The sequence below is a fragment of the Rhodoferax sp. TS-BS-61-7 genome, from assembly GCF_002943465.1.
Classification (GTDB): domain Bacteria; phylum Pseudomonadota; class Gammaproteobacteria; order Burkholderiales; family Burkholderiaceae_C; genus Allorhodoferax.
Genome location: NZ_PTQY01000011.1, coordinates 1 through 23,686, shown reverse-complemented (window position 1 = coordinate 23,686; position 23,686 = coordinate 1). Strand labels below are relative to the sequence as shown.

Sequence of the window (23,686 nt, the reverse complement as noted above, 5' to 3'; positions counted from 1 at the left end):
AATTATTCACAGGCACAGTTGAATGCAATTGCGAGAAAACTAAATGAACGCCCAAGGAAAACTCTAAACTACGAAACGCCTGCTGAAAGATTCAGCCAACTTGTTGCGTTGACCGGTTGAATCCAAGCCGCAAAGCGGCCGTGACGCACAGTAGTCCGTCTTTTGTCAGAGTACCAAATACCTCACCCACAGAGCTGGGGGAATGGCCCCCCGCCGATTTCTGGGCGTTTGACAGTATGAGGCGGGGGGCCATTCCCCCAGCTCTGCGCCCACACCTCACACCACAGCACGGACGCTATCAATTAAATAGCTGCTAGCGCATACGCCAAAAGGGCTACAGCCCGATTTGGCATAAAAACGCTTAGCCTCTACGCAAATCCCGCGTAAACGGAAACTCTTTGCTGCCCGCCACGTTGATGGTGGCCGGTGGCACCACCAGCTTGCCCGGCGTGTGCCCCATGGCGGCGAAGCGGGAGAGGCGGCGGCTTTCGGCTTCGTAGCCGTTGACCGGGAAGGTCTCGTAGTTGAGCCCGCCGGGGTGGGTGACAAAGTACTGGCAGCCGCCCAAGGACCGCTTCATCCAGGTGTCCACGATGTCAAACGTCAGCGGGGCGTGCATGCCAATGGTGGGGTGCAGGCTGCTGGGTGGGTTCCAAGCCTTGTAGCGCACGGCGGCCACAAACTCACCCACGGTGCCGGTGCTCTGCATGGGCAGGGCCTGGCCGTTGCAGGTGACCACATAGCGGCTTTCGTTCAGGCCCGTCACGCTCACCTCGATGCGCTCCAGGCTCGAATCCACATAACGCGCGGTGCCACCGGCGGAGCTTTCCTCGCCCATCACATGCCAGGGCTCCAGTGCGTTGCGCAGCGTCAGCTCCACACCCGCGGCCTTGACTGCGCCGATCAGCGGGAAGCGGAACTCGTAGTGCGGCGCAAACCAGCTGGTGTCAAACGCGTAACCCGCCATGTTCATGTCGGCAATCACATCGTCAAAGTCCATCTTGATAAACGTGGGCAGCATGTAGCGGTCGTGCAGCTCAGTGCCCCAGCGGGTCACCGGCGCCTTGTACGGCGTCTTCCAGAAACGGGCCACCAGGGCGCGCAGCAGCAGCTGCTGCACGCTGCTCATATGCGGGTGCGGCGGCATCTCAAACGCGCGCAATTCCAGCAGGCCCAGGCGGCCCGTGGCCGAGTCAGGCGAGTACATCTTGTCGATGGAAAACTCGCTGCGGTGGGTGTTGCCGGTCACGTCGATCAGGATGTTGCGCAGCGTGCGGTCCACCAGCCACGGGGGCATGGTCTGGCCATACAGCTCGCGGTTTTTGTAGATCTGCTCGATGGCGATTTCCAGCTCGTAGAGCTGGTCGTTGCGCGCTTCGTCCACACGCGGGGCCTGGCTGGTGGGGCCGACAAACATGCCACTGAACAAATAGCTGAGCGACGGGTGGTTGTGCCAGTACAGCAGCAGGCTGGCCAGCAGCTCGGGCTTGCGCAAAAACGGGCTGTCGGCAGGTGTGGCGCCGCCCATCACAAAGTGGTTGCCACCACCGGTGCCGGTGTGGCGGCCATCGGTCATGAACTTCTCAGCCGACAAGCGCGACTCGAACGCCGCGTTGTACAAAAACTCGGTGTTGTAGACCAGCTCTTTCCAGTTGGTGACCGGGTGAATGTTCACCTCGATCACACCGGGGTCGGGCGTGACTTGCAAGAGCTTCAAGCGCGGGTCGCGTGGGGGCGGGTAGCCCTCCAGCACGATTTGCATCTTCAGCTCGGTGGCGGTGGCCTCGATGGCGGCCAGCAGGTCCAGGTAGTCTTCCAGGCGCTCCAGCGGCGGCATGAAGATGTACAGCACGCCGGACTTTTCACCCACGGCTTCGGCCTTGGGGCCACTGGCGCGGCGCGGGTCGCGCACTTCCACACACAGTGCGGTGCGGGTGATCCAGTGGGCGGACTCGAAGCGGCTGGGCGCTTCAGCGTAGCGGGCGGGCTCGGGCTGCAGGGGGCTTTGCGCGTTGGCGGCCACGGCGCTGACAGCCGGGCCCTTGGCGGTTTGCATTTTGCGGCTGGCCTCGGCCGTGGCCAGGTTGCCCGCCAGGTAGGGCAGGCCGCTGGGCGACACGCTGCCGCTGGGGGTGGTGGCCCTGCCTGGCGCACCGCTTGCACCGGGTGCATAACGCGCGGCAAAACTGGTGTGGGGCGGCAACTGGCCGCGCGCTACCGTTGGGTCGCGCTCCACCAGGTAGGGAAAGTCTCCCTCGCTGACCCAGGGCAGCGAGTCCAGCGGCAGGCGCAGGCCCATGGGCGAGTCGCCGGGCATGAGGTACATGCGTTCGTCGCGGAAGAACCAGGGGCCGGTGGTCCACTCCGGGCCGCTGAGGCCGGGGTTGCCGCTGGTGCCCACCTTGAGCGGCAGCACGTAGCCCACCACGGAGTCCAGCTTCTGGCTGAAGACGCGGCGCAGGCGGGCGCGCTCCATCTCGTCGTCGAGTTTGGAGGTGAAGGGGTCCACATTGACTGGCAGGCGGCGTTCGCGCCACAGGTAGTACCAGGTGTCCTCGTAACCAGCTTGCACGTACTTGTCGGTCAGACCCAGCTTGCCGGCCAGCGTGCGGATGAAGTAACCCGCGTCTTCGGCCGAGTAGTGGGTGGGGGTACGTTCGTCGGTGAACAGGGCCGGGTTGTTCCAGACTTTTTGTTTGTCGGCGCGCCAGTAGATGTTGAGCGCCCAGCGCGGCAGTTGTTCGCCGGGGTACCACTTGCCCTGGCCAAAGTGCAGAAAGCCGCCCTGGCCGTATTCGTTGCGCAGCTTGTGCACCAGCTCGGTGGCAAAGCCGCGTTTGGTGGGGCCCAGGGCGTCGGTGTTCCACTCGGGCGCATCGCGGTCGTTCACCGCCACAAAGGTGGGCTCGCCACCCATGGTCAGGCGCACATCGCCGGCTAGCAGGTCGGCGTCCACCTGGTCACCCAGTTTCATCACCGAAGCCCACTGCTCAGGCGCGTAGGGTTTGGTGACCCGGGGCGATTCGTAAATGCGGGTGACCTGCATGTGGTGGCTGAACTCCACCTCACATTCGTCCACACCACCTTCGATGGGCGCGGCACCGCTGGGCTGCGGCGTGCAGGCCAGGGGAATATGGCCTTCGCCAGCCAGCAGGCCGCTGGTCGCGTCCAGGCCAATCCAGCCGGCGCCGGGCAAATATACCTCGCACCAGGCGTGCAGGTCGGTGAAGTCGACCTCGGTGCCGCTGGGGCCGTCGAGTGACTTCACATCGGGGGCGAGTTGGATTAGGTAGCCCGACACAAACCGTGCGGCCAGCCCGCAGTTGCGCAGCAATTGCACCAGCAGCCAGGCCGAGTCGCGGCAGGAGCCGGAACCCAGCTCTAGTGTTTCTTCCGGCGTTTGCACACCGGGTTCCATGCGGATGGTGTAGTCCACCGACTTGTGCACCATGGTGTTGAGGTCCACCAGGAAAATTACGCTGCGGCGCTTGGTGCGGTCGATCTTGTCCAGGTAGGCCTGCACCAGCGGGGTGACCGGGTCGGCGGCCAGGTAGGGCAGCAGCTCCTGCTTCAGCTCGGGCGCGTAGGTGAAAGGAAACTCCTCGGCCTCGGGCTCCAGAAAGAAGTCAAACGGGTTGTAGACCGCCATCTCCACCACCAGGTCTACGGTGACCTTGAACTGGGTGGTTTTGTCGGGGAACACCAGGCGGCCCTGGTAGTTGGCAAACGGGTCTTGCTGCCAGTTGATGAAGTGGGTGCTGGGCTCGACCTTGAGGGAGTAGGACACCACCTTGCTGCGGCAGTGGGGGGCGGGACGCAGCCGGATGACTTGGGGGCCGAGATTGACCAGGCGGTCGTAGGTGTAGTGGGTGACGTGGTTCAGCGCTGCGTGAATGGACATGGGCCGTTCTCTCGGTAATCTCACACTGGGATGCCGGTGCAGCGGTTGCCACACTGGCTCCATACTAACAATCGGGTTTGACGCAGGGCTTCAAGCAAGTCCCGCGCCATGCGCTGGAGCCCACGGAGGGCGGGTTAGCATGGCGCCATGTTCTCTGCCGCCCACCGCACCAGCGCGTGGCCCCGCACGGTGTTTGCGGTGCTGCTGGGCTGGGTGTTGGGGGCGGCGTGGCAGCTGCAGCAGGCGGCATTGTGGCCGCTCTGGATTTATATGCTTTTTGTGCTGCTAGCCACCGTGGTGTATGCGCAAGCAGCTCCTGAAAATATAGCAAAAATGGTGCGCCACTCGGCATCTGCCGGTGTGGCGGCGGTGCTGGTGCTGCTGGCTGGCATGGCGCTGGGCTGGGGCAGCACCGGGGTGCGGGCGGTGCTGTTTGCCAGCACGGCGCTGGCCCCGGCCCTGGAGGGGCGCGACCTGCGCGTGACCGGCGTGGTGGAGGGCCTGCCGCAGAGCACGGAGGCCGGACTGCGCTTCACGCTGCGGGTGGAGCAGGCGCTGCTGGACGGGCAGGCGGTGGCCGTGCCCACGCGCATGGCGGTGGCCTGGTATGCCAGTGGTTACGCGCTGCTGGGCGAACAAACCGGCCTGCAACGTGTGCCGGCCCCGCTGCAGGCGGGCGAGCGCTGGCAACTGACCCTGCGGGCCCGGGCGCCGCATGGCAGCATGAATCCACACGGGTTTGACTACGAGCTGTGGCTGTGGGAACAAGGCCTGCAGGCCAGCGCCTATGTGCGCGCCGGCCCCAAAGACCCCGAACCCCAGCGTCTGGGCCAGACCTGGCAGGCCCCGGTGGCGCTGGCCCGCCAGGCGCTGCGTGACCGCATGCTGGCGTCGGTGCAAGACCGGCGTGCCGCTGGCCTGTTGGCCGCGCTGGTGGTGGGTGACCAGGCCGCGGTGGAGCGCAGTGACTGGGATGTGTTCCGCGCCACCGGTGTGGCCCACCTCATCAGCATTTCTGGCCTGCACATCACCATGTTTGCCTGGGGCGCGGCCTTGCTGACCGGTGCCGTGTGGCGGCGCTCGCGCCGCCTGTGCCTGGCCTTGCCCGCACCGTCGGCCGCATTGCTGGGCGGGCTGCTGCTGGCCTGTGGCTACGCGGTGCTGGCCGGCTGGGGTGTGCCTGCGCAGCGCACCTGCCTGATGCTGGCCACTATCACCGTGCTGCGCCTGGCAGGAGCCCGCTGGCCCTGGCCGCTGGTGTGGATGTTGGCTTGCGCCGCCGTGGTGGCGCTGGACCCTTGGGCGCTGCTGCAGCCGGGGTTCTGGCTCAGTTTTGTGGCGGTGGGGGTGTTGTTTGCTACAGATTCAGGAGCTGCTCGCGCATATTCCACGGGGGTTAGGGGTCGATTTGGCTTAAAACTCTGGCATTTGCTGCGGGAGCAGTGGGTGATCACGTTGGCGCTGGCGCCTTTGAGTCTTTTGTTGTTCGGCCAGCTGTCGATCGTGGGCTTGGTGGCCAATCTGCTGGCTATTCCCTGGGTCACCTTGCTGCTCACGCCGCTGGCGCTACTGGGCGTGGTGGTGCCAGTGGTTTGGGGGCTGGCTGCGCAGGCTACCGATCTGCTGTGGTGGTGGCTGAGCGCGTTGGCCACCTGGCCCGGCGCCACGCTTACCTGGCCCTTGCCCCCGTTGGGTTGGGGGCTGTTGGCGGTGGGTGGCGGGCTGTTGTGTGTGCTGCCCGTGCCCTGGCATTTGCGCGCCCTGGGCCTGCCGCTGCTGTTGCCCTTGTTGCTGTGGCGCCCTGCGCTGCCAGCGCCCGGTGCATTTGAGCTGCTGGCGGCCGATGTGGGGCAGGGCAATGCAGTGCTGGTGCGCACGGCCCGGCATGCGCTGTTGTTTGACGCCGGCCCACGCTACAGCCTGGAGAGTGATGCGGGCCACCGCGTGTTGGTGCCGCTGTTGAAAGCGCTGGACGTGACGCTGGACACCGTGGTGCTGAGCCACCGTGACACTGACCACGTGGGTGGCGCGGCCGCCGTGCTGGCCATGCAGCCACAGGCCGCCTTGCTGAGTTCTATCGAACCCGGCCACCCGCTGCAGCAGCTGCGCCCAGCGCAACGCTGCGAGGCGGGCCAGCGCTGGGTGTGGGATGGGGTGCCATTTGAGGTGTTGCACCCGCAAGTGGCGGACTACGCGCAGCCCGCTAAACCGAATGCCCTGTCGTGTGTGCTGCGTATTGGCACGGGCGCCCACAGCGCGCTGCTGGTGGGGGACATTGAGGCTGCACAAGAGGCACGCTTGGTACAAGCCTGGCAGGGCACGGACCACCTGCGCGCAGCCGTGTTGCTGGTGCCGCACCACGGCAGCAAAACATCGAGCACGCCCGAATTTCTGCAGGCCGTGCAGCCGCAGTGGGCGCTGGTGCAGGCGGGTTACCGCAACCGCTTTGGCCACCCGGCGCCACCCGTGCTGGCGCGTTACGCCGAGGCGCGCACCCATTTGGTGTCATCGCCCCGATGTGGTGCTATGCGCTGGCGCTCAGCGCAGCCCCAAAATGTGGCGTGCACACGAGAGGATGAGCGCCGGTACTGGCACCATCTTGTGCCATAGTGGTGCATGCGCGAGCGATGGGGGCTGTGGCACTAAGCTTGCATACGGTGTGATCAGAGAGGTCTTTTATGCGGAAATTCGACGAGATGTACACCCAGCTTCCCTACGAGTTTTTCACTCATGGTGAGCAGATACGAGACCACTACAAAATTTACGACGAATGGCTGGCCCGCCAACCCGGCGACATGATGGCCAAACGCCGTGAAGAAGCGGAGATGATCTTCCGCCGCGTGGGCATCACCTTTGCCGTCTACGGCGAGAAGGACGAAGACGGCGCCGGCACCGAGCGTCTCATCCCGTTTGACCTGATTCCCCGCATCATCCCGGCGCACGAATGGTCCAGCATGGAAAAGGGCCTGACGCAGCGTGTTACTGCGCTGAACCGCTTCATCCACGACATTTACCACGACCAAGAGATTCTGAAAGCCGGCATCGTGCCGCGCGAACAGATTGAAGGCAACGCCCAGTACCGGCCCGAGATGGTGGGTGTGGACGTGCCCAATGGCATTTATTCACAAATCAGCGGCATCGACATCGTGCGAGCGCCAGATGCCAAGGGCAATGGCGAGTACTACGTGCTGGAAGACAACCTGCGCGTGCCCAGCGGCGTGAGTTACATGCTGGAAGACCGCAAGATGATGATGCGGCTGTTCCCCGACCTGTTCAGCGCGCACCGCGTGGCCCCTATCGCCCACTACCCCGACCTGTTGCTGGAAACCCTGCGCGCCAGCAGCCCGGCCACCACGGCCGAACCTACGGTGGTGGTGCTCACGCCCGGCATGTACAACAGCGCCTACTTCGAACACGCCTTCCTGGCGCAGCAGATGGGTGTGGAGCTAGTCGAGGGACAAGACCTGTTTGTCAAAGACAACTTTGTGTACATGCGCACCACGCGCGGCCCGCGCCGGGTGGACGTGATCTACCGCCGCGTGGACGATGACTTTTTGGACCCCACGGTGTTCCGCCCCACGTCCACGCTGGGCTGTGCGGGGCTGTTGGGTGCCTACAAGGCGGGCAACGTGACCATCTGCAACGCGGTGGGTACCGGCATTGCGGACGACAAGTCCATCTACCCCTATGTGCCCAAGATGATCGAGTTCTATTTGGGCGAAAAACCCATCCTGAACAACGTGCCCACCTACATGTGCCGCAACAAGGACGACCTGGCTTACACGCTGGCCAACCTGAAAGACCTGGTGGTGAAAGAGGTGCACGGCGCCGGTGGTTACGGCATGTTGGTGGGCCCCGCGGCCACCAAGGCCGAGATTGAAGACTTCCGCAAAGCGGTGGAGGCCAACCCCAGTGGTTACATCGCCCAGCCCACACTCAGTTTGTCCAGCTGCCCCACGTTTGTGGAGAGTGGCATTGCGCCGCGCCACATCGACCTGCGCCCCTATGTGTTGTCGGGCAAGACGGTGCAGATGGTGCCCGGTGGCCTGACGCGTGTGGCGCTGAAAGACGGCTCGCTGGTGGTCAACAGCAGCCAGGGCGGCGGCACCAAGGACACCTGGATTCTGGAAGACGATGCGCCGTCTGTGGCCACCGCAACCCAGACCCAAACCCAAAAACAATAAGCGAACTGCGGAGGATTTTTTATGCTGTCAAGAACCGCCGACCACCTGTTCTGGATGTCCCGCTACACCGAGCGGGCTGAGAACACTGCGCGCATGCTGGACGTGAACTACCAGACCTCGCTGCTGCCGCAATCCGAAGCAGTGGCCCAGCTCGGCTGGCAGGGTTTGTTGTCCATCAGCGAGCTGCTGTATTCGTACAAAGAGCGCCATGGTGAGATCCAGGCGCGCGAGGTGATGGACTTCATGGTGAAGGACGAGGACAACCCGTCTTCCATCATGTCCTGCCTGAGCGCGGCGCGTGAAAACGCCCGTGCGGTGCGCGGCGCACTCACCACCGAGGTGTGGGAAACGCAAAACACCACCTGGCTCGAAGTCAAACGCATGATCAAAACGGGCGAGTTTGAAAAAGACCCGGCCCAGTTTTTTGAGTGGGTGAAGTTCCGCTCGCACCTGTCACGCGGCGTGACCGTGGGCACCATGCTGATGGACGAGGCCTTGTTTTTTATGCGCATGGGCACCTTCCTGGAGCGGGCCGACAACACGGCGCGCCTGGTGGATGTGAAGTTCCATGCGGTACAAAGCGACTTTTTTGGCGCCGCCAGCGAGAAGGACCAAGAGTACGACTTCTACCACTGGAGCGCGATTTTGCGCAGCGTCTCGGGTTTCGAGGTCTACCGCAAGGTCTACCGCGACGTCATCAAACCCGAGCGTGTGGCAGAGCTGCTCATCCTCAAGCCCGACATGCCGCGTTCGCTGCACGCCAGCCTCAACGAAGTGGTGAACAACCTGCGCCTGGTGGCCAGCGACCCCGGCAGCGAAACCCTGCGCCGCGCTGGCAAGTTGCGCGCCGAGCTGCAGTTTGGCCGCATCGACGAAATTTTGGCCACCGGCCTGCACGCCTACCTCACGCAGTTTTTGGACCGTGTGAACGACCTGGGCGCCCACATCAGCCGCGAGTATTTGGTGCCGGTGACCTGACGCGTTGCAGCAGGGTAAACGCGGCCCCCCAATAGGCCTGGATTCCGCCTCGCAGGGGCTGGTTTTCAGCATAATGTCTTCAACGAGGAGACAGCATGCGCGTAGCTGACATCGACCGGGAAATTGAAACCGCCAAGGCGGCTGGCCCCCTGCGGGACATCGTGATCCAGCCCTGTCCGGCCTTGCTGACGGACTTGCGCGTCGAGTTCAACCGCGAAGACCCGGAGCCCGCCACCATTGCCAAAATCGCCTCGCGCGATGTGGCCATGGCCGCCGCGCTGATCCGGGTGGCCAACAGCCCCATCTATGCCCGCTCTCGCACCGCCTCCACGGTGGCCGAGGCGGTGGCGCTGCTGGGTATTGCGCAAACCGTCTCCATCCTCACCGGCTTTCTGCTGCGCGAGACCATCACGGTGCAGTCGCCCTTGCTGGAGCATTTTTGGGAAACTTCTACCCGCCGAGCCTACGCCATGGGTTACATCGCACGCCAGATGTACGGCATCAACGCTGACATTGCCCACACCTGCGGCTTGTTTTGCCATGTGGGCCTGCCCATCATGTTGCAGGGCTTGCTGGGCTATGAAGCCACATTGGCCGAGGCTTTGCAGCCCAGCGGGCGCACCTTTACCGAGGTGGAAAACGACGCCCACCGTACCGACCATGCCGTGGTGGGTGCCATCGTGGCCAAGACTTGGCGCTTGCCCCCCATCGTGGCCATTGCCGTGCGGCTGCACCACGACTTCACCGTGCTGCGGGACGACAACATTCCGGCCGAGGTGCGCACGCTGGTCGCCATGTCGCTGTTGGCAGAACACCTGGTGGCCTTGCACGAAGGCCAAACCGAACATGTGGAGTGGGACCAGCATGGCGCGGCCTGTCTGGCCCACCTGCACGTGAGCGAAGCGGAAATTGAGCACTGGCTGGACGCGCTGCACGTCCAGTTCGAAGGGCCTGCAGGTTTCTAGGTCCGGGCCGTCCGCTACTGCGGTGCGAGCTGGGCGTCCAGCCCCATGGCACGTACCTTGTCGGCCACCCGTTCGGCCTCCGCCTCTGTCTCAAAAGGGCCTACCCGCACCCGGATGCGGGTGCCTTGGCTGGTCCTGACGGTTTGGGTGCTGGCGGGCAGATCGGCATCGGTGAGCTGGGTGAGGGCGTTGCGGGCGTTGTTCTCCTGGGCAAACAGGCCCACATTCACCACATAACGTTGCGCCGGGGCGGCTGACGCCTCGGGCGCGGCCGCGTTGCTTCCCCCGGCCGCTCTGGCCGCGGCGGATTCGGCAGCCACCGGTCTGGAAAGAATAATGATCTTGCCCGGAGCCGAGCTGCCGGTGCGGGGCGCTGCGACTGCTGGGGCAGGCGCAGCAGCTTTGGCTGCGGACGCCGGGAGCGCCGGGGCCCTGGCAACGGTGGACGCTGCGGCCACGGGCGCTGATGCGACGACTGTGCGTGCCATGGCGGGCGCGCTGGATGATGCCGCAGGTGTTGGTGTTGGTGCCGGGGCTGACGCGGCGCGCAGGGGCAGCATCGGTGCCGAAGCCGCTACGGCGGGTGACGATGTTGCCGCAACTGGCCCTGAGGCCGCCAGCACCGGTGTGGGCGCAGGCGGAACGGACACATCAATCGTGCGGCCTACCGCCACATTGCGCGCGTCGGCTGGCGCTGCGGCCTGAACGGGAGCCGGTGTCCAGCCCTCAAATTGCAGCCAGGCGTAGGCCAGCAGTACCAGCACTAGCGCGTTGGCCACCATCTGGGCGATCAGGCTTTTGCGTGTGGGCGCTTTGCGGCCTAGCAGGGTGCAGGCTTCGGCCACGGTGTGGGTGGCTTTGAGCGCCGTTTCCATACGCTTGCGCGTGGCCGCGTGCAGCAGTGCATTGGCGCCCAGGCCGGGCAGCAACACCGACAGCAGCACCAAGCCGCCCACCAGGGCCCACTGGGTGGTGTCCGAAAACTGGAACACCAGGCGCCCAATGCCGAAAATGCCCAGCGCCAGCGCCACCCAAACCCCGGCATACACCAGCGCGGCGTGCCAGAGCTGGCGGAATGCCAGCCAGTTGAAGGTGTAGAGCGCGGCCGAGCCGTTCCAGCTCAGGCCGACACGGTCGGCGGCTTCAAAGCGCGCAAACAGTGGCAGGTAATACGCACTGTTGACCTCGCCCACTGCCGCACGGTACAGCGCGGTTGTCGAATGTTCGTCCGTGTTGTCCAGAGCAGTGTCGGCGGGTGTGGGCATGGTTTATTTTGGCATGCTGGGGATGGGGGGCAAAGCGGCTGCCACTTCCTGCCCCAGTTCAATCACCGCCAGCGCGTAGTAGCTGCTCCAGTTGTAGCGGGTGATGGCGTAAAAGTTGTCGGTGCCTGCGATGTAGAGCGGCGCATCGGCACCGTTCTGCAACTCCACCAGCGCCAGCTTGCCGGGGTGGGCAGCCGCAGCAGCCTCCAGCAGCACGCCCTTGTCCTGCATGGTTTGTGCGCTGAAGGTGGGCAGGATGTCAGGGGCCAGCAGGGTGGCGCGGTCCAGCCGTGCCAGGTCGAACTGCACCGGGTAGTGCGTGGGCTGGCCGGGTTGCCACTTGAAGGCAACAAAATAATTGGCCACCGAACCAATCACGTCAGCCGCGCTGTGGAACAGGTCCACCCGGCTGTCACCATCAAAGTCCACCGCGTATTTGGCCCAGCTCGATGGCATGAACTGGGGCAGGCCCATGGCACCGGCGTAGCTGCCTTTGAGGGCCAGCGGGTCGGTGCTAGTGCGGGCGGTGAGGCTTAAGTAGGCCTCCAGCTCGGAGAGGAAAAATTTGGCACGATCGGCCGCACGCGGGTGGGCGTTGGGAAAGTCAAAGGCCAGGGTGCTCAGGGCATCGATGACCCGGTAGCTGCCGGTCTGCTGCCCGTAGATGGTTTCCACCCCAATGATGCCCACAATGATTTGCGCGGGTACACCGGTTTCCCGTTCGGCACGGGCCAGGGTCTCGCGGTTGTTTTGCCAAAACTGCACACCGGCCTTGATACGGATGGGGTCGATAAAACGGCTGCGGTACACCGCCCAGTTCTTGGGCGTGCCGACGGCGGGGGGCGTGCTGGCGCGCTGAATGGCGGGCACCAGCCGGGCCTGGCCGATGGCGCTGCGCACCCAGGCCGGGTCCAGGTTGCGGCGCTGGGCCAGGTCGTCGGCCAGTTGCATGACCTCGGGGCGGGTGCTGTAGAGCGGTCCCGGGGTGGGCACTGCCGCATGGGGGCGGGTTTTGGATTTAGAAGACTTTTGGGCTGCAAAGCCCGTGGATATTGCGCAAGCAGCTATCAAAAAGAGAGTGATGGTACGGAGCGATGAAGTCACAAAGGAGCAGGTGTTCACGGTAAGCGGAGGGGCCAGGGTAGTTGCCTGCATTCTCGCCGCAATGTGGCCAGCGTGGCCGGTGCCTGGGGGGCGTAGCGCCAGGCCTCCAGCCGCAGCAGCCAGGCGGCAAGGGCTGCAGTGTCGGTGCTGTGGGTCCCCAGGGCCTGCAGCCGCGTGGCCAGCTGGCGCGGTGTGTCTTGCGCGTCCACGGTCCAACCGGCCTTGCGCAGCCGGGCCTGCGCGCGGTGCAGCAGCCGCAGCCACGGATCTTGGTGGTAACGCTCCCACAGCGTCCACACCGCGCCGGCGCTACTGGCTAGCACGATCAAGGCGATCAACACGTAGCTCAGATCTTCCCAACTCGGCGCGTCGAAGCCGAGTTTGCGCAGCAGGTCCATTTGCCGGGACTGGCTGTAGTTCAGCACCCACTGGTTCCAGCGGTTGTTGGCCGCTTCCCACATCGCCCGCAGGTTGATGGCAAAGCCCGGGCTCACGGTGTTGAGGGCCTGGGTGAACACGTTTTGCGGGGGCTGCAGGCGCGCAAACGAACCGGTGCGCCCGGGAGACACCGCCGAGGTCGGATCCACCCGCACCCAGCCTTGTCCCGCCACCCAAACCTCGGCCCAGGCATGGGCGTCACTCTGGCGCACGGTCCACAGCCCATCCACGTTGTTGACCTGCCCACCCTGGTAACCGGTGACCACGCGGGCCGGCACATCCAGCGCGCGCATCAGCAGCACAAAGCTGGAGGCAATGTGTTCGCAAAACCCGGCCTTGCGGTCAAACCAGAATTCGTCGGCCGTGTGGGTGCCGTAGACACCGGGCTCCAGGGTGTACTCGTAGCCGCCGGTGCGCAGGCGCTGCATCACGGACTCTATTAGTTGGGGCGTGCCGGCGCGTGCCAATTCGGGGCTGCGGCGCATCTCGGCGGCCAGCTGCAGGGTGCGCGGGTTAAAGCCGCTGGGCAGGTCCACATAGTCTTGCAGCCCCACGGCCAGCCGTGTGGGCCCATGGCGGAACTGCGGGTAGCTGGTGGCGCGGTAACGCACCAGGTCGGCCATGGGTTGGTCGGTGAGCCACTGCAGGTCCGGCGCCATGCTGGGGGTGTAACCCACGATCTCGGGTTTGGTGGGCGTGGCGTCCAGCACGATCAGCCAGGGCCGGTTGTTGGCGGCCAGGGTGACCTGGTAGTTGACCGGCGGGCCCTGCACCGTGACATCGGCCGCCAGTTGGTAGCGGGTGGGGAAGGCTGAACGCAGGGCCCGCCACTCTTTGCCATCAAAGCTGGAGAACACCGGGCCGCGGAAATAAAGGTCACTCTGCGCTGGCGGCGGGCCGTCAAAACGGATGCGCATGGCAATGCTGTCGTCCAGTGCCAGGCTGGCAATGCTGCCCACCTGCATCTGGCCCGAGAGCCCGCTGCGCCCGCTCATGGCGTCGCCCGGCAGGCCCCATAGCGGCGCTATGCGCGGGAACAACATGAACAGCACGGCCATGATGGGGGCGCCCAGCAGCGCCATCCAGCCCGCGGTTTTGGCCGCCTGCAGCAAGGGCGGGCGGCCCACCGGCATGTGGCTGTTGACCAGCGCGGTGAGCAGGCCCAGCAGCGCCACCAGCATGGCCGCGGCGGTGAGCAGGCTTTGCGAGAAGAAGAAGTTGCTGAGCATGGTGAAAAAGCCCAGGAAGAAGATCACAAAGGCGTCGCGCCGTGCGCGCATCTCCAGCGTCTTTAGGGTCAGCAGCACCACGATGAGCGTGACGCCGGCGTCACGGCCCAGCAGCGTGCGGTAGCTCCACCAGGTCGCGGCGCTGGCCAGCGCTAGCAGGCCCAGCAGCCACCAGCGCGATGGCAGGGGTTGGCCCTGCACCGCCATCTGGCTGCGCCACAGCAGCACCACGGCCGCCATGGCACTGCACCACAGTGGCAGGCGCTCTACCTGCGGCAGGATCACCCAGGCAATCACGGCCAGCAGAAACAGGGTGTCGCGCGCTTCGCGGGGCAAATGGGTCAGGCGTTGCAGCATGGGTTCACACGTTGTGCCACTCAGGCCAGGGCCAAGGCTTGCAGGCAGTTTTTCTGGTGGGCTGGGCCGCTGTCCGGCGCAAGCTCCTGGCTGCCCAGGCGCAGGCCGTAACGCATGCCTTGTTTTTCGGCCAGCAGCACCCAGGCGCACAGGCGCGAGAGCGCGTGCTCGCGCGAGGCACTGGCGCCATGGCCGGTATGGGCCAGGTCCAGCCAGAGCTCAAAACGCTGGGACTGCTGGGCGTCGCGGCTCACCAGTTCGTCGGCCTTGGCCACTTTTTTCCAGACCACCAGCTTGAGGGGGTCGCCACGCCGGTAGGCGCGCACGCCGTCGAATTCGCCGGTGTTTTGTTTGTGGCTGTTGGCCGCGCCGCCAGCCCGTGGTTCGCCAGGGGGCAGGGGAGGTGGGTGCGCCTCAGGGGGGGGGTAGACCAGCACCTGGGCGGCCGGGCGCCATACGGTCCACACACGAAAGGTGCCCAGCGGGAAGCGGGTTTCGGCTGTCAGTGCCGGCAGGTGGTGCAAGCCACGCCGGGTGGGGGTAAAGGCGACCTGCACCTTGGCACTGCCCTGGGCGGGTACGTCGGTCCAGCTCCAGTGGTCTGTCCCCAGCACGGCCAGGCCAATGCCATACCGCACGCGCCGGCTGTCGCTTTGCAGTTGTATGCCAATCGGCACACTAGCCCCCGCAAATTGTGCGTCAGGTGCTATCAAATGCATAGTGATTCCGCGCAGCGTGCCATGGCATACATGCATGCCAATGACGGCGCTACCGGTCAGCAAAAAGGTCAGCACATAACCCAGGTTGAGCTGGTAGTTGATGCTGGCCACCAGCAGCACCAAGAGCGTGAGACCCAGCATCAGGCCGGGGCGTGTGGGCAGGATGTAGACGTTGCGCTGGGTGAGTGTGGTGCTGTCTTTGAGCGGCAGGCGCGACTCGAACCAGGCGCGGAACCGACGTCGCAACACGGTGAGGGGGTTCCACACCAGGGCACCCGTGGAACCGGCTTCGCCGGGCCACTGGGTGCGCCCCCCTGGGGGGAAGGCGCCGGAGGCGCTTCGGGGGGGCGTCATTACGGCAGCGGCACGGCTTGCAGCATGGCTTGAACTTGCTCCACCGCGCCACGGCCCGAGTCCCCCACGGGGATCAGCCGGTGGGCAATGGTTTGTGGCAGCACCGCCTGCACGTCGTCGGGGGCCACATAGTCGCGCCCGCTGAGCAGGGCCTGCGCCTTGGCCGCGCGCACCACGGCAATGCCGGCGCGTGGCGACAGGCCTTGCAAAAACCACTGGCCCGAGCGTGTGGCGGCAATCAGGTCCTGCACATAGTCCAACAAAGGGCCGGCGGCGTGCACGGCCAGCACGGTGGCTTGCAACTGGGCCAGCTCGCCATCGGCCAGCAGGCTGGGCAGCTCGTCCACCATGGCGCGCCGGTCGGCACCGGCCAGCAGCGCGCGTTCTGACGCCCGGTCTGGGTAGCCCAGCGAGATGCGCATGAGGAAACGGTCCAGCTGCGACTCGGGCAGCGCATAGGTGCCGAGTTGGTCCAGCGGGTTCTGGGTGGCGATCACAAAGAAGGGCTGGGGCAGGGCGCGGGTTTCACCTTCCACAGTGACCTGCTTTTCCTCCATGGCTTCAAGCAGCGCACTTTGTGTTTTGGGGCTGGCGCGGTTGATTTCATCGGCCAGCAACACCTGCGCAAAGATGGGGCCGGGGTGGAACACAAAGGCCTCTTTGCCACGCTCGTAAATCGACACCCCTGACAGGTCGCTGGGCATCAGGTCCGAGGTGAATTGCACGCGTGAAAACTGCAGGCCAAAACTGCGCGCCAGCGCATGCGCCAGGGTGGTTTTTCCCACGCCCGGCACGTCGTCAATCAGCAGGTGGCCACCGGCCAAAAGGCAGGCCACGCAGTCCTGGATTTGCGTGGGTTTGCCCACAATCACCGTGTTAAGCTGGGCGAGCAATGATTTAAGCTTGTGTTGTGCATCCATGGCACGACGTTACCCGAAAATCCTGAACAACGAGCGCACTGGTGAACAAGACCGGATACTTTTCGCACCGCGATTGCCGCAAGCATGAGATGGGCGAGGGCCACCCCGAATGCCCCCAAAGACTGGATGCCATTGACGACCGTTTGCTGCTTACCGGTGTGGCCGATGCACTGGACCAGCGCGAAGCACCCCAGGCCTCCATCACCGACCTTGAACTGGCCCATGGCCGCATGTATGTAGCCTCGCTGCGCGGGCTGACGGATGGCCTTCGCGACGAGATGGCTGCTGGTGGTCCCACCCATGCGCAGATAGACCCTGACACCAGCCTCAATGTGTACACCTGGGATGCCACCTTGCGCGCAGCCGGGGCTGCCGTGGCAGCCACCGATGCGGTAATGGCCGGCGAGCTGGTTAATGCCTTTTGTGCCACGCGGCCACCGGGCCACCATGCCTGCAAAGACAAGGCCATGGGCTTTTGTTTTGTCAACAACGTGGTGGTGGCCGCGCGCCATGCGCTGGAGCGCCATGGCCTCAAACGCGTGGCGATTGTGGACTTTGATGTGCACCACGGCAATGGCACCGAGAACATCGTGGCCGGTGACCAGCGCATCCTGATGGTGAGTTTTTTCCAACACCCGTTTTACCCGGAGGGTGGCTCGCGCTCCCATGCCAGTAACCTGGTGAACGTGCCGGTGCCGGCCTATACCAAGGGGGCTGAGGTGCGGGAGTTGATTGTCCAGCACTGGCTGCCGCGGCTGGAGGCGTACAAGCCCGAGATGGTGTTTATCAGCGCGGGCTTTGATGCCCACCGCGAAGACGACATGGCCCAGATGGGCCTGGTGGAAAGTGATTACGCGTGGATCACCGCGCAGATCAAGGCCGTGGCCGATCGCCATGCGCAGGGGCGTATCGTCTCCTGCCTGGAAGGCGGTTACCACCTGGATGCACTGGCCCGCAGCGTAGAAGCGCATGTGCGCGTATTGGCAGATTTGTGATGAATTCCCTGAAAAACCTCCCCGCTCCCAAACCTATCGACGACTTTGAGGCCTGGCTGGCCATGTTCACCCAACCCACGGTGCTAGTGGAGTTGTTGGTGCTGGCGCTTAGCGTGGCGCTGGCCTGGGGGCTGGTGGCGGCGCTGCGCCGTACCTTGGGCATGCACGAGGAGCGTTCGATTTGGTTTGGCAAACGGGTGATTGACGGCGTGTTGTTTCCGTTGGCGTTGTTGTGCCTGGGCTACCTGTCGCTGGAGCTGCTGAGCAACTTTGTGCCGGTGGCGGTTCTGCGCATCACCATTCCGGTGCTGATGTCGCTGGTGGTGATCCGCGTCGGGGTCAAGGTGTTGCAGGCCACGTTTGCCGAGTCGCGCTGGGTCAAGCCGCTGGAGCAGACCATTTCCTGGGTTGCCTGGCTGGCCATGGTGTTGTGGGTCAGTGGTTTGCTGCCCGTCATCCTCAATGAGCTGGATCTGATCACCTGGAAGGTGGGCGGCACCACGCTGTCGGTGCGCAACATCATTGAAGGGTTGGTGACGGCGGGGGCGGTGCTGATCATCACGCTGTGGATTTCGGCGGGCATCGAATCGCGCCTGCTGCGGTCGGCCACGGGGGGGGAGCTGTCATTGCGCAAGGCCGTGAGCAATGCCACACGTGCCTTGCTGATGTTTGTGGGCCTGATCCTGGCCTTGTCGGCGGTGGGCATCGACCTTACCGCGCTGTCGGTGTTGGGCGGGGCGGTCGGGGTGGGAATTGGCCTGGGCCTGCAAAAGCTGGCCGCCAACTATGTGAGCGGTTTTGTGATCCTGGCCGAACGCGCGATGCGGATTGGTGATGTGGTCAAGGTCGACAACTTCGAGGGCACCATCACCGAAATCAACGCGCGCTACACCGTGGTGCGTTCGCAGACCGGGCGTGAGTCCATCGTGCCCAACGAAATGCTGATCACCCAGCGTGTGGAAAACATGTCGCTCGCCGATAGCCGGGTCAACCAGAGCATCACTATTTCCGTGGGCTACGAAAGCGACGTGGAGCAGGTCATGGCCTTGCTGTTGGAAGCCACGCTGAGCCAGCCGCGTGTGCTGCGTGAGCCCGGGCCCGCCATCAGCCTGGCCAACTTTGGCGCCGACGGACTGGAGTTCACCGTGGGTTACTGGATCAATGACCTGGAGAACGGCCAGGGCAATCTGCGCTCGGATATCAATCTGGCCATCCTGCGCGCCTTGCGCATGCATGGCATTGACATTCCCTACCCGCAGCGCGTGGTGCACACACGCACAGCATCGTGATTTTGAAGAGCTGTCTCTAAGTTAAGTCGCCATAGCGCCAGAAGGTGCACCGTGCCCCGCTATAATCTTAAAAAAGCACGATCGTTCTATTTTGTGTTTATGATGGCGGGGCGCAGACGATAGTCGGGGCCACAAGGCCGTCCCGCATAGAATCGACTGATTGACGTGCACGTCAACTAAACAGACCCATTTTTAACCTCTGGAGTGGCAGCAATGAAAGTCCTGGTACCCGTCAAACGTGTGGTGGACTACAACGTGAAAGTTCGAGTGAAGTCGGACGGCACGGGTGTAGACATCGCCAACGTCAAGATGAGCATGAACCCCTTTGACGAAATTGCGGTGGAAGAAGCCGTGCGTTTGAAGGAAAAGGGCGTGGTCACCGAGGTGATCGCTGTGTCCTGCGGCGTGGCCCAGTGCCAGGAAACCCTGCGCACCGCCATGGCCATCGGCGCCGACCGCGGCATTCTGGTGGAAACCACGGAAGAGCTGCAGCCCCTGGCCGTGGCCAAGCTGCTCAAGGCCCTGATCGACAAAGAGCAACCCGGCCTGGTGATCCTGGGCAAACAAGCCATTGACGACGATTGCAACCAGACCGGCCAGATGCTGGCGGCCCTGGCCGACCTGCCCCAGGCCACCTTCGCCTCCAAAGTGGAAGTGGCCGACGGCAAGGCCAACGTGACGCGTGAAGTGGACGGCGGCCTGGAAACCCTGGCCGTGACCCTGCCTGCCATCATCACCACCGACCTGCGCCTGAACGAGCCCCGCTACGTCACCTTGCCCAACATCATGAAGGCCAAGAAAAAGCAGCTCGACATCTTCAAGCCTGAAGACCTGGGCGTGGATGTGGCCCCCCGCATCAAGACCCTGTCGGTGGCCGAGCCGGCCAAGCGCAGCGCCGGTATCAAGGTGCCCGATGTCGCCACGCTGGTGGACAAACTGAAAAACGTTGCAAAGGTAATCTGACCATGACCGCACTCGTAATCGCTGAACACGACAACGCCTCCATCAAGGGCGCGACCCTGAACACCGTGACCGCTGCGGCGCAAGCCGGTGGTGATGTGCATGTGCTGGTGGCTGGCCACAATGCCGGTGCCGCCGCTGCCGCTGCCGCGCAAATCGCTGGTGTGTCCAAGGTCATCCATGCTGACAGCGCCGACCTGGCACACGGCTTGGCCGAAAACGTGACCGCCCAGGTGTTGGCCATCGCCGCTGCCTACAGCCACATCGTTTTCCCCGCTACTGCTTCGGGCAAAAACATCGCCCCCCGCGTGGCGGCCAAGCTGGATGTGGGCCAGGTGTCCGACATCACCAAGGTCATCAGCGCCGACACGTTCGAGCGCCCCATCTACGCCGGCAACGCCATCGCCACCGTGCAAGCCACGGATGCTGTGAAGGTGCTGACCGTGCGCACCACCGGCTTTGACCCCGCAGCTGCCACTGGTGGCTCCGCCGCGGTGGAAGCCGTGGCCGCTGCCGCTGCCAACGCAGGTGTGGCCTTTGTGGGCTCCGAAATCGCCAAGAACGACCGTCCCGAGCTGACCGCTGCCAAGATCATCGTGTCCGGTGGCCGCGCCTTGGGCTCCAGCGAAAAGTTCATGGAAGTGATGACCCCCCTGGCCGACAAGCTGGGTGCGGCACTGGGTGCCAGCCGCGCTGCGGTGGATGCGGGCTACGCGCCCAACGACTGGCAAGTGGGCCAGACCGGCAAGATCGTGGCGCCCCAGTTGTATGTGGCCTGCGGTATCAGTGGTGCTATCCAGCACTTGGCCGGCATGAAGGACAGCAAGGTCATCGTGGCGATCAACAAGGACCCCGAAGCACCGATCTTCAGCGTGGCTGACTTTGGGCTGGAAGCCGATCTGTTTGTGGCCGTGCCCGAACTGATTGCGGCGCTCTGATGCCAGTGTGAAAAAGGGCATCGCTTGCGGTGCCCTTTTTTTTGGCCTGAAGGCCTGCGTACCCTGCCTGTAACAAGAATTTTTGGAGACTCCCATGAGCTACGTCGCCCCCGTCAAGGACATGCTGTTCAACATCGAACACCTGGCCAACATCGAACAGATCGCCCAACTGCCCGGCTTTGAAGACGCCGGCCTGGATACGGCGCAGGCTGTGTTGGAAGAGTCTGCCAAGTTCACCGAAGGCGTGCTCGCTCCGCTGAACTGGGAGGGCGACAAAAATCCGTCGAGCTGGAAAGACGGCGTGGTCACCGCCACTCCGGGCTTCAAGGAAGCCTTCAAGCAATTCACCGACGGCGGCTGGCAAGGCCTGCAGCACCCCACCGACTTTGGCGGCCAGGGCCTGCCCAAGACCATTGGCGCCGCCTGCGGCGAGATGGTCAACAGCGCCAACATGAGCTTTGCGCTGTGCCCGCTGCTGAGCGATGGCGCGATTGAAGCGCTGCTGACCGCTGGCTCGGACGAACTCAAGGCCACGTACCTGGAGAACCTGGTCAGCGGCAAATGGACAGGCACCATGAACCTGACCGAGCCACAAGCAGGTAGCGACCTGGCTGCTGTGCGCAGCCGCGCCGAGCCGCAGGCCGATGGCAGCTACAAGGTGTTTGGCACCAAGATTTTCATCACCTGGGGTGAGCACGATATGGCCGAGAACATCGTCCATCTGGTGCTGGCCCGCGTGACCGGCGCGCCCGAAGGCGTCAAAGGCATCAGCCTGTTTGTCGTACCCAAGTTCATGGTCAACAAGGATGGCAGTCTGGGCGCACGCAACGATGTGCACTGCGTCTCCATCGAACACAAAATGGGCATCAAGGCCAGCCCCACCGCCGTGCTGCAGTACGGCGACCACGGTGGCGCCATTGGTTACTTGGTGGGCCAGGAAAACCGCGGCCTGGAGTACATGTTCATCATGATGAACGCCGCGCGCTACGGCGTGGGCGTGCAGGGCATTGCGATTGCCGAGCGTGCTTACCAAAAGGCCGTGCAGTTCTCCAAGGACCGCGTGCAAAGCCGTCCGGTGGATGGCTCCATGCCTGCCGCTGCGCCCATCATCCACCATCCCGATGTGAAGCGCATGCTGATGACCATGCGCGCCTACACCGAAGGCTGCCGCGCGCTGGCCAGCGTGGGCGCTAGCGCCTATGACGCAGCGCACCACCACCCCGATGCGGACACCCGTAAGCAGAACCAGGCCTTCTACGAATACATGGTGCCGCTGATTAAGGGCTACAGCACCGAGATGAGTCTGGAAGTTACCAGCCTGGGCGTGCAGGTGCACGGCGGCATGGGCTTCATCGAAGAAACCGGCGCGGCCCAGTACTACCGCGACGCCAAGATCCTGACCATCTACGAAGGCACGACCGCTATCCAGGCCAATGACCTGGTGGGCCGCAAGACCTCGCGCGATGGCGGCCAGACCGCCAAGGGGATTGCAGGGCAAATCGAGACGACGGAAGCCGAACTGGCCGCCAGCGGCTCGGCCCATGCACTGGCCGTGGCCAAGCGCCTGAAGGCCGCACGCCTGGCGTTCATCGATGTGGTGGAGTTTGTCGCGGGTAACACCAAAGCCAGCCCGAACGCGGTGTTTGCAGGCAGCGTGCCCTACCTGATGCTGGCCGGCAACCTGATGGCGGGTTGGCAGTTGGCGCGCGCCTTGCTGGTGGCCGAAAAACAAATGGCTGCAGGTACCGATGTGCCTTTCATGCAGGCCAAGATCACCACCGCACGTTTCTACGCCGACCACCTGCTGAGCAAGGCCGGTGGCCTGCGCGACAGCATTGTGGAAGGTGCCGACAGCGTGACGGCGCTGGCGCTGGACGCGTTCTAAGCCAGCCCTGCATTGCTATGGATTTGCTAGCTGTTCGCGCAATATTCGCGGGCGCTAGCACCTGATTTCTTATAAATTCCAGTGACCCCAGGAGACCCCATGTCCAAGCTGCCCGCACCCCTAGACCGCTTGCCCTTCCCCGTCATCGGCTCGCCGCTGTTCATCATCAGCAACCCCAAGTTGGTCATTGCCCAGTGCATTGCCGGTGTGGTGGGTTCCATGCCCGCGCTGAACGCGCGCCCGGCTGAGCTGCTGGAAGAGTGGTTGAAGGAAATCACCGAAACCCTGGCGGCCTACAACGCAGCCCACCCCGACAAGCCGGCGGCGCCGTTTGCCATCAACCAGATCGTGCACAAGAGCAATGACCGGCTGGAGCACGACATGGCCCTGTGTGTGAAGTACAAGGTGCCCATCATCATCACCAGCCTGGGCGCACGTGAGGAAATCAATGCCGCAGCCCACAGCTACGGTGGTGTGGTGCTGCACGACATCATCAACAACAAACACGCCCACAAAGCGATCGAGAAGGGCGCCGACGGCCTGATCGCTGTGGCTGCGGGTGCCGGTGGCCACGCGGGCGTGAAGAGCCCGTTTGCGCTGATCCAGGAAATCCGCCAGTGGTTTGACGGCCCCATCGCCTTGAGCGGCGCTATCTCCACTGGGGCTGCCGTGTTGTCGGCCCAGGCCATGGGCGCTGACTTTGCCTACATTGGCTCTGCCTTCATCGCCACCGAAGAGGCGCGCGCCACGCAAGAGTACAAGGACGCCATCGTGGCCCACGACTCCGACGAGATCATCTACAGCAACCTGTTCACCGGTGTGCACGGCAACTACCTGGCACCCAGCATCCGCGCGGCGGGCCTGGACCCGGCCAACCTGCCCGAGAGCGACCCGAGCAAGATGAACTTTGGCGGTGCCTCCGCCAAGGCCTGGAAAGACATCTGGGGCTGCGGCCAGGGCATTGGTGCGGTGACCAAGGTGCAGCCTGCGGGCGAGTACGTGGCCCAGCTCAAGCGCGAGTACGCTGCGGCCAAGGCCCAGTTGCTAGCCCGCGAATACGCCTGATTTAGAAGCCTTTTCTTGATTTCCAAATCGAATTGCGACACCTCATGAGCGCATGACGAAGGGCTGAGGATGGAGTGAATTGGTTAGCCTTTTGGTTCCTACACCGACAGGTTTGCCAATGACCCACAACCACCTCAGCC

16 protein-coding genes and 1 pseudogene are annotated in these 23,686 nt (G+C 64.0%); 11 read left to right on the top strand and 6 right to left on the bottom strand.

What is annotated here, in order from left to right; all coding sequences use genetic code 11:
• A pseudogene (locus C5F53_RS19875) lies at positions 1 to 120 on the top strand (IS30 family transposase); the annotation flags it as partial.
• 241 nt (positions 121 to 361) lie between these two features.
• Here C5F53_RS19875 and C5F53_RS19870 read toward each other — a convergent pair.
• Complete coding sequence (locus tag C5F53_RS19870; protein ID WP_105263157.1) at positions 362 to 3,901, bottom strand: DUF2126 domain-containing protein; 3,540 nt, start codon at positions 3,899 to 3,901, stop codon at positions 362 to 364.
• A gap of 147 nt (positions 3,902 to 4,048) precedes the next feature.
• Here C5F53_RS19870 and C5F53_RS19865 point away from each other — a divergent pair, with 147 nt between their 5' ends.
• From C5F53_RS19865 to C5F53_RS19850, 4 genes are all read left to right on the top strand, one after another.
• The gene (locus C5F53_RS19865) at positions 4,049 to 6,511 is read left to right on the top strand and encodes a DNA internalization-related competence protein ComEC/Rec2 (protein ID WP_105263156.1); all 2,463 of its coding nucleotides are present in this window, start codon (positions 4,049 to 4,051) and stop codon (positions 6,509 to 6,511) included.
• A 68-nt stretch (positions 6,512 to 6,579) separates the two neighbouring features.
• Complete coding sequence (locus tag C5F53_RS19860) at positions 6,580 to 8,085, top strand: circularly permuted type 2 ATP-grasp protein (protein ID WP_105263155.1); 1,506 nt, start codon at positions 6,580 to 6,582, stop codon at positions 8,083 to 8,085.
• A 21-nt stretch (positions 8,086 to 8,106) separates the two neighbouring features.
• Positions 8,107 to 9,063 (top strand): alpha-E domain-containing protein, encoded by a 957-nt coding sequence (locus tag C5F53_RS19855; protein ID WP_105263154.1) that lies wholly within the window; start codon positions 8,107 to 8,109, stop codon positions 9,061 to 9,063.
• 95 nt (positions 9,064 to 9,158) lie between these two features.
• A complete protein-coding gene (locus C5F53_RS19850; RefSeq protein ID WP_105263153.1) occupies positions 9,159 to 10,028 on the top strand; it encodes an HDOD domain-containing protein in 870 nt (289 codons plus the stop codon).
• 14 nt (positions 10,029 to 10,042) lie between these two features.
• Here C5F53_RS19850 and C5F53_RS19845 read toward each other — a convergent pair whose 3' ends face one another.
• Genes C5F53_RS19845 through C5F53_RS19825 form a run of 5 tightly spaced genes read right to left on the bottom strand, consistent with a single transcriptional unit; the run spans position 10,043 to position 16,414 of the window.
• On the bottom strand, positions 10,043 to 11,293 hold the full coding sequence (locus C5F53_RS19845; protein ID WP_105263152.1) for an SPOR domain-containing protein: 1,251 nt from the start codon (positions 11,291 to 11,293) through the stop codon (positions 10,043 to 10,045).
• 3 nt (positions 11,294 to 11,296) lie between these two features.
• Positions 11,297 to 12,448, bottom strand: a complete 1,152-nt coding sequence (gene mltB / locus C5F53_RS19840) for a lytic murein transglycosylase B (protein WP_105263151.1) — start codon at positions 12,446 to 12,448, stop codon at positions 11,297 to 11,299.
• Positions 12,412 to 14,421, bottom strand: a complete 2,010-nt coding sequence (locus C5F53_RS19835; protein ID WP_105263150.1) for a DUF3488 and transglutaminase-like domain-containing protein — start codon at positions 14,419 to 14,421, stop codon at positions 12,412 to 12,414. Before C5F53_RS19835 ends, mltB begins: the two co-directional genes overlap by 37 nt.
• Before the next feature lie 20 nt (positions 14,422 to 14,441).
• Positions 14,442 to 15,494, bottom strand: coding sequence for a DUF58 domain-containing protein (locus tag C5F53_RS19830; protein ID WP_105263149.1), 1,053 nt, complete (start codon positions 15,492 to 15,494; stop codon positions 14,442 to 14,444).
• The gene (locus tag C5F53_RS19825) at positions 15,494 to 16,414 is read right to left on the bottom strand and encodes a MoxR family ATPase (RefSeq protein WP_105263148.1); all 921 of its coding nucleotides are present in this window, start codon (positions 16,412 to 16,414) and stop codon (positions 15,494 to 15,496) included. The genes C5F53_RS19830 and C5F53_RS19825 overlap by 1 nt, the downstream gene beginning before the upstream one ends.
• Positions 16,415 to 16,455: 41 nt before the next feature.
• Here C5F53_RS19825 and C5F53_RS19820 point away from each other — a divergent pair, with 41 nt between their 5' ends.
• The 6 genes from C5F53_RS19820 (at position 16,456) to C5F53_RS19795 (ending at position 23,546) form a co-directional block, all read left to right on the top strand.
• A complete protein-coding gene (locus tag C5F53_RS19820; RefSeq protein WP_105263147.1) occupies positions 16,456 to 17,409 on the top strand; it encodes a histone deacetylase family protein in 954 nt (317 codons plus the stop codon).
• A complete protein-coding gene (locus C5F53_RS19815) occupies positions 17,409 to 18,698 on the top strand; it encodes a mechanosensitive ion channel family protein (RefSeq protein WP_105263146.1) in 1,290 nt (429 codons plus the stop codon). Before C5F53_RS19820 ends, C5F53_RS19815 begins: the two co-directional genes overlap by 1 nt.
• A gap of 213 nt (positions 18,699 to 18,911) precedes the next feature.
• A complete protein-coding gene (locus tag C5F53_RS19810) occupies positions 18,912 to 19,661 on the top strand; it encodes an electron transfer flavoprotein subunit beta/FixA family protein (protein ID WP_105263145.1) in 750 nt (249 codons plus the stop codon).
• Between the two features lie 2 nt (positions 19,662 to 19,663).
• Positions 19,664 to 20,596 carry an electron transfer flavoprotein subunit alpha/FixB family protein gene (locus C5F53_RS19805; protein WP_105263144.1) on the top strand — a complete coding sequence of 311 codons (933 nt, stop codon included), beginning with the start codon at positions 19,664 to 19,666 and terminating at the stop codon, positions 20,594 to 20,596.
• 94 nt (positions 20,597 to 20,690) lie between these two features.
• Positions 20,691 to 22,481, top strand: a complete 1,791-nt coding sequence (locus C5F53_RS19800; protein WP_105263143.1) for an acyl-CoA dehydrogenase — start codon at positions 20,691 to 20,693, stop codon at positions 22,479 to 22,481.
• Between the two features lie 99 nt (positions 22,482 to 22,580).
• Positions 22,581 to 23,546: a nitronate monooxygenase family protein gene (locus tag C5F53_RS19795; protein WP_105263142.1), complete on the top strand. Its 966-nt coding sequence runs from the start codon at positions 22,581 to 22,583 to the stop codon at positions 23,544 to 23,546.
• Positions 23,547 to 23,686: the final 140 nt, after the last annotated feature.

Coding starts and splice junctions, on each gene's coding strand:
- C5F53_RS19870 (WP_105263157.1), bottom strand. CDS start 3,901: ATGTCCATTCACGCAGCGCTGAACCACGTCACCCACTACACCTACGAC.
- C5F53_RS19865 (WP_105263156.1), top strand. CDS start 4,049: ATGTTCTCTGCCGCCCACCGCACCAGCGCGTGGCCCCGCACGGTGTTT.
- C5F53_RS19860 (WP_105263155.1), top strand. CDS start 6,580: ATGCGGAAATTCGACGAGATGTACACCCAGCTTCCCTACGAGTTTTTC.
- C5F53_RS19855 (WP_105263154.1), top strand. CDS start 8,107: ATGCTGTCAAGAACCGCCGACCACCTGTTCTGGATGTCCCGCTACACC.
- C5F53_RS19850 (WP_105263153.1), top strand. CDS start 9,159: ATGCGCGTAGCTGACATCGACCGGGAAATTGAAACCGCCAAGGCGGCT.
- C5F53_RS19845 (WP_105263152.1), bottom strand. CDS start 11,293: ATGCCCACACCCGCCGACACTGCTCTGGACAACACGGACGAACATTCG.
- mltB (WP_105263151.1), bottom strand. CDS start 12,448: ATGCAGGCAACTACCCTGGCCCCTCCGCTTACCGTGAACACCTGCTCC.
- C5F53_RS19835 (WP_105263150.1), bottom strand. CDS start 14,421: ATGCTGCAACGCCTGACCCATTTGCCCCGCGAAGCGCGCGACACCCTG.
- C5F53_RS19830 (WP_105263149.1), bottom strand. CDS start 15,494: ATGACGCCCCCCCGAAGCGCCTCCGGCGCCTTCCCCCCAGGGGGGCGC.
- C5F53_RS19825 (WP_105263148.1), bottom strand. CDS start 16,414: ATGGATGCACAACACAAGCTTAAATCATTGCTCGCCCAGCTTAACACG.
- C5F53_RS19815 (WP_105263146.1), top strand. CDS start 17,409: ATGAATTCCCTGAAAAACCTCCCCGCTCCCAAACCTATCGACGACTTT.
- C5F53_RS19810 (WP_105263145.1), top strand. CDS start 18,912: ATGAAAGTCCTGGTACCCGTCAAACGTGTGGTGGACTACAACGTGAAA.
- C5F53_RS19805 (WP_105263144.1), top strand. CDS start 19,664: ATGACCGCACTCGTAATCGCTGAACACGACAACGCCTCCATCAAGGGC.
- C5F53_RS19800 (WP_105263143.1), top strand. CDS start 20,691: ATGAGCTACGTCGCCCCCGTCAAGGACATGCTGTTCAACATCGAACAC.
- C5F53_RS19795 (WP_105263142.1), top strand. CDS start 22,581: ATGTCCAAGCTGCCCGCACCCCTAGACCGCTTGCCCTTCCCCGTCATC.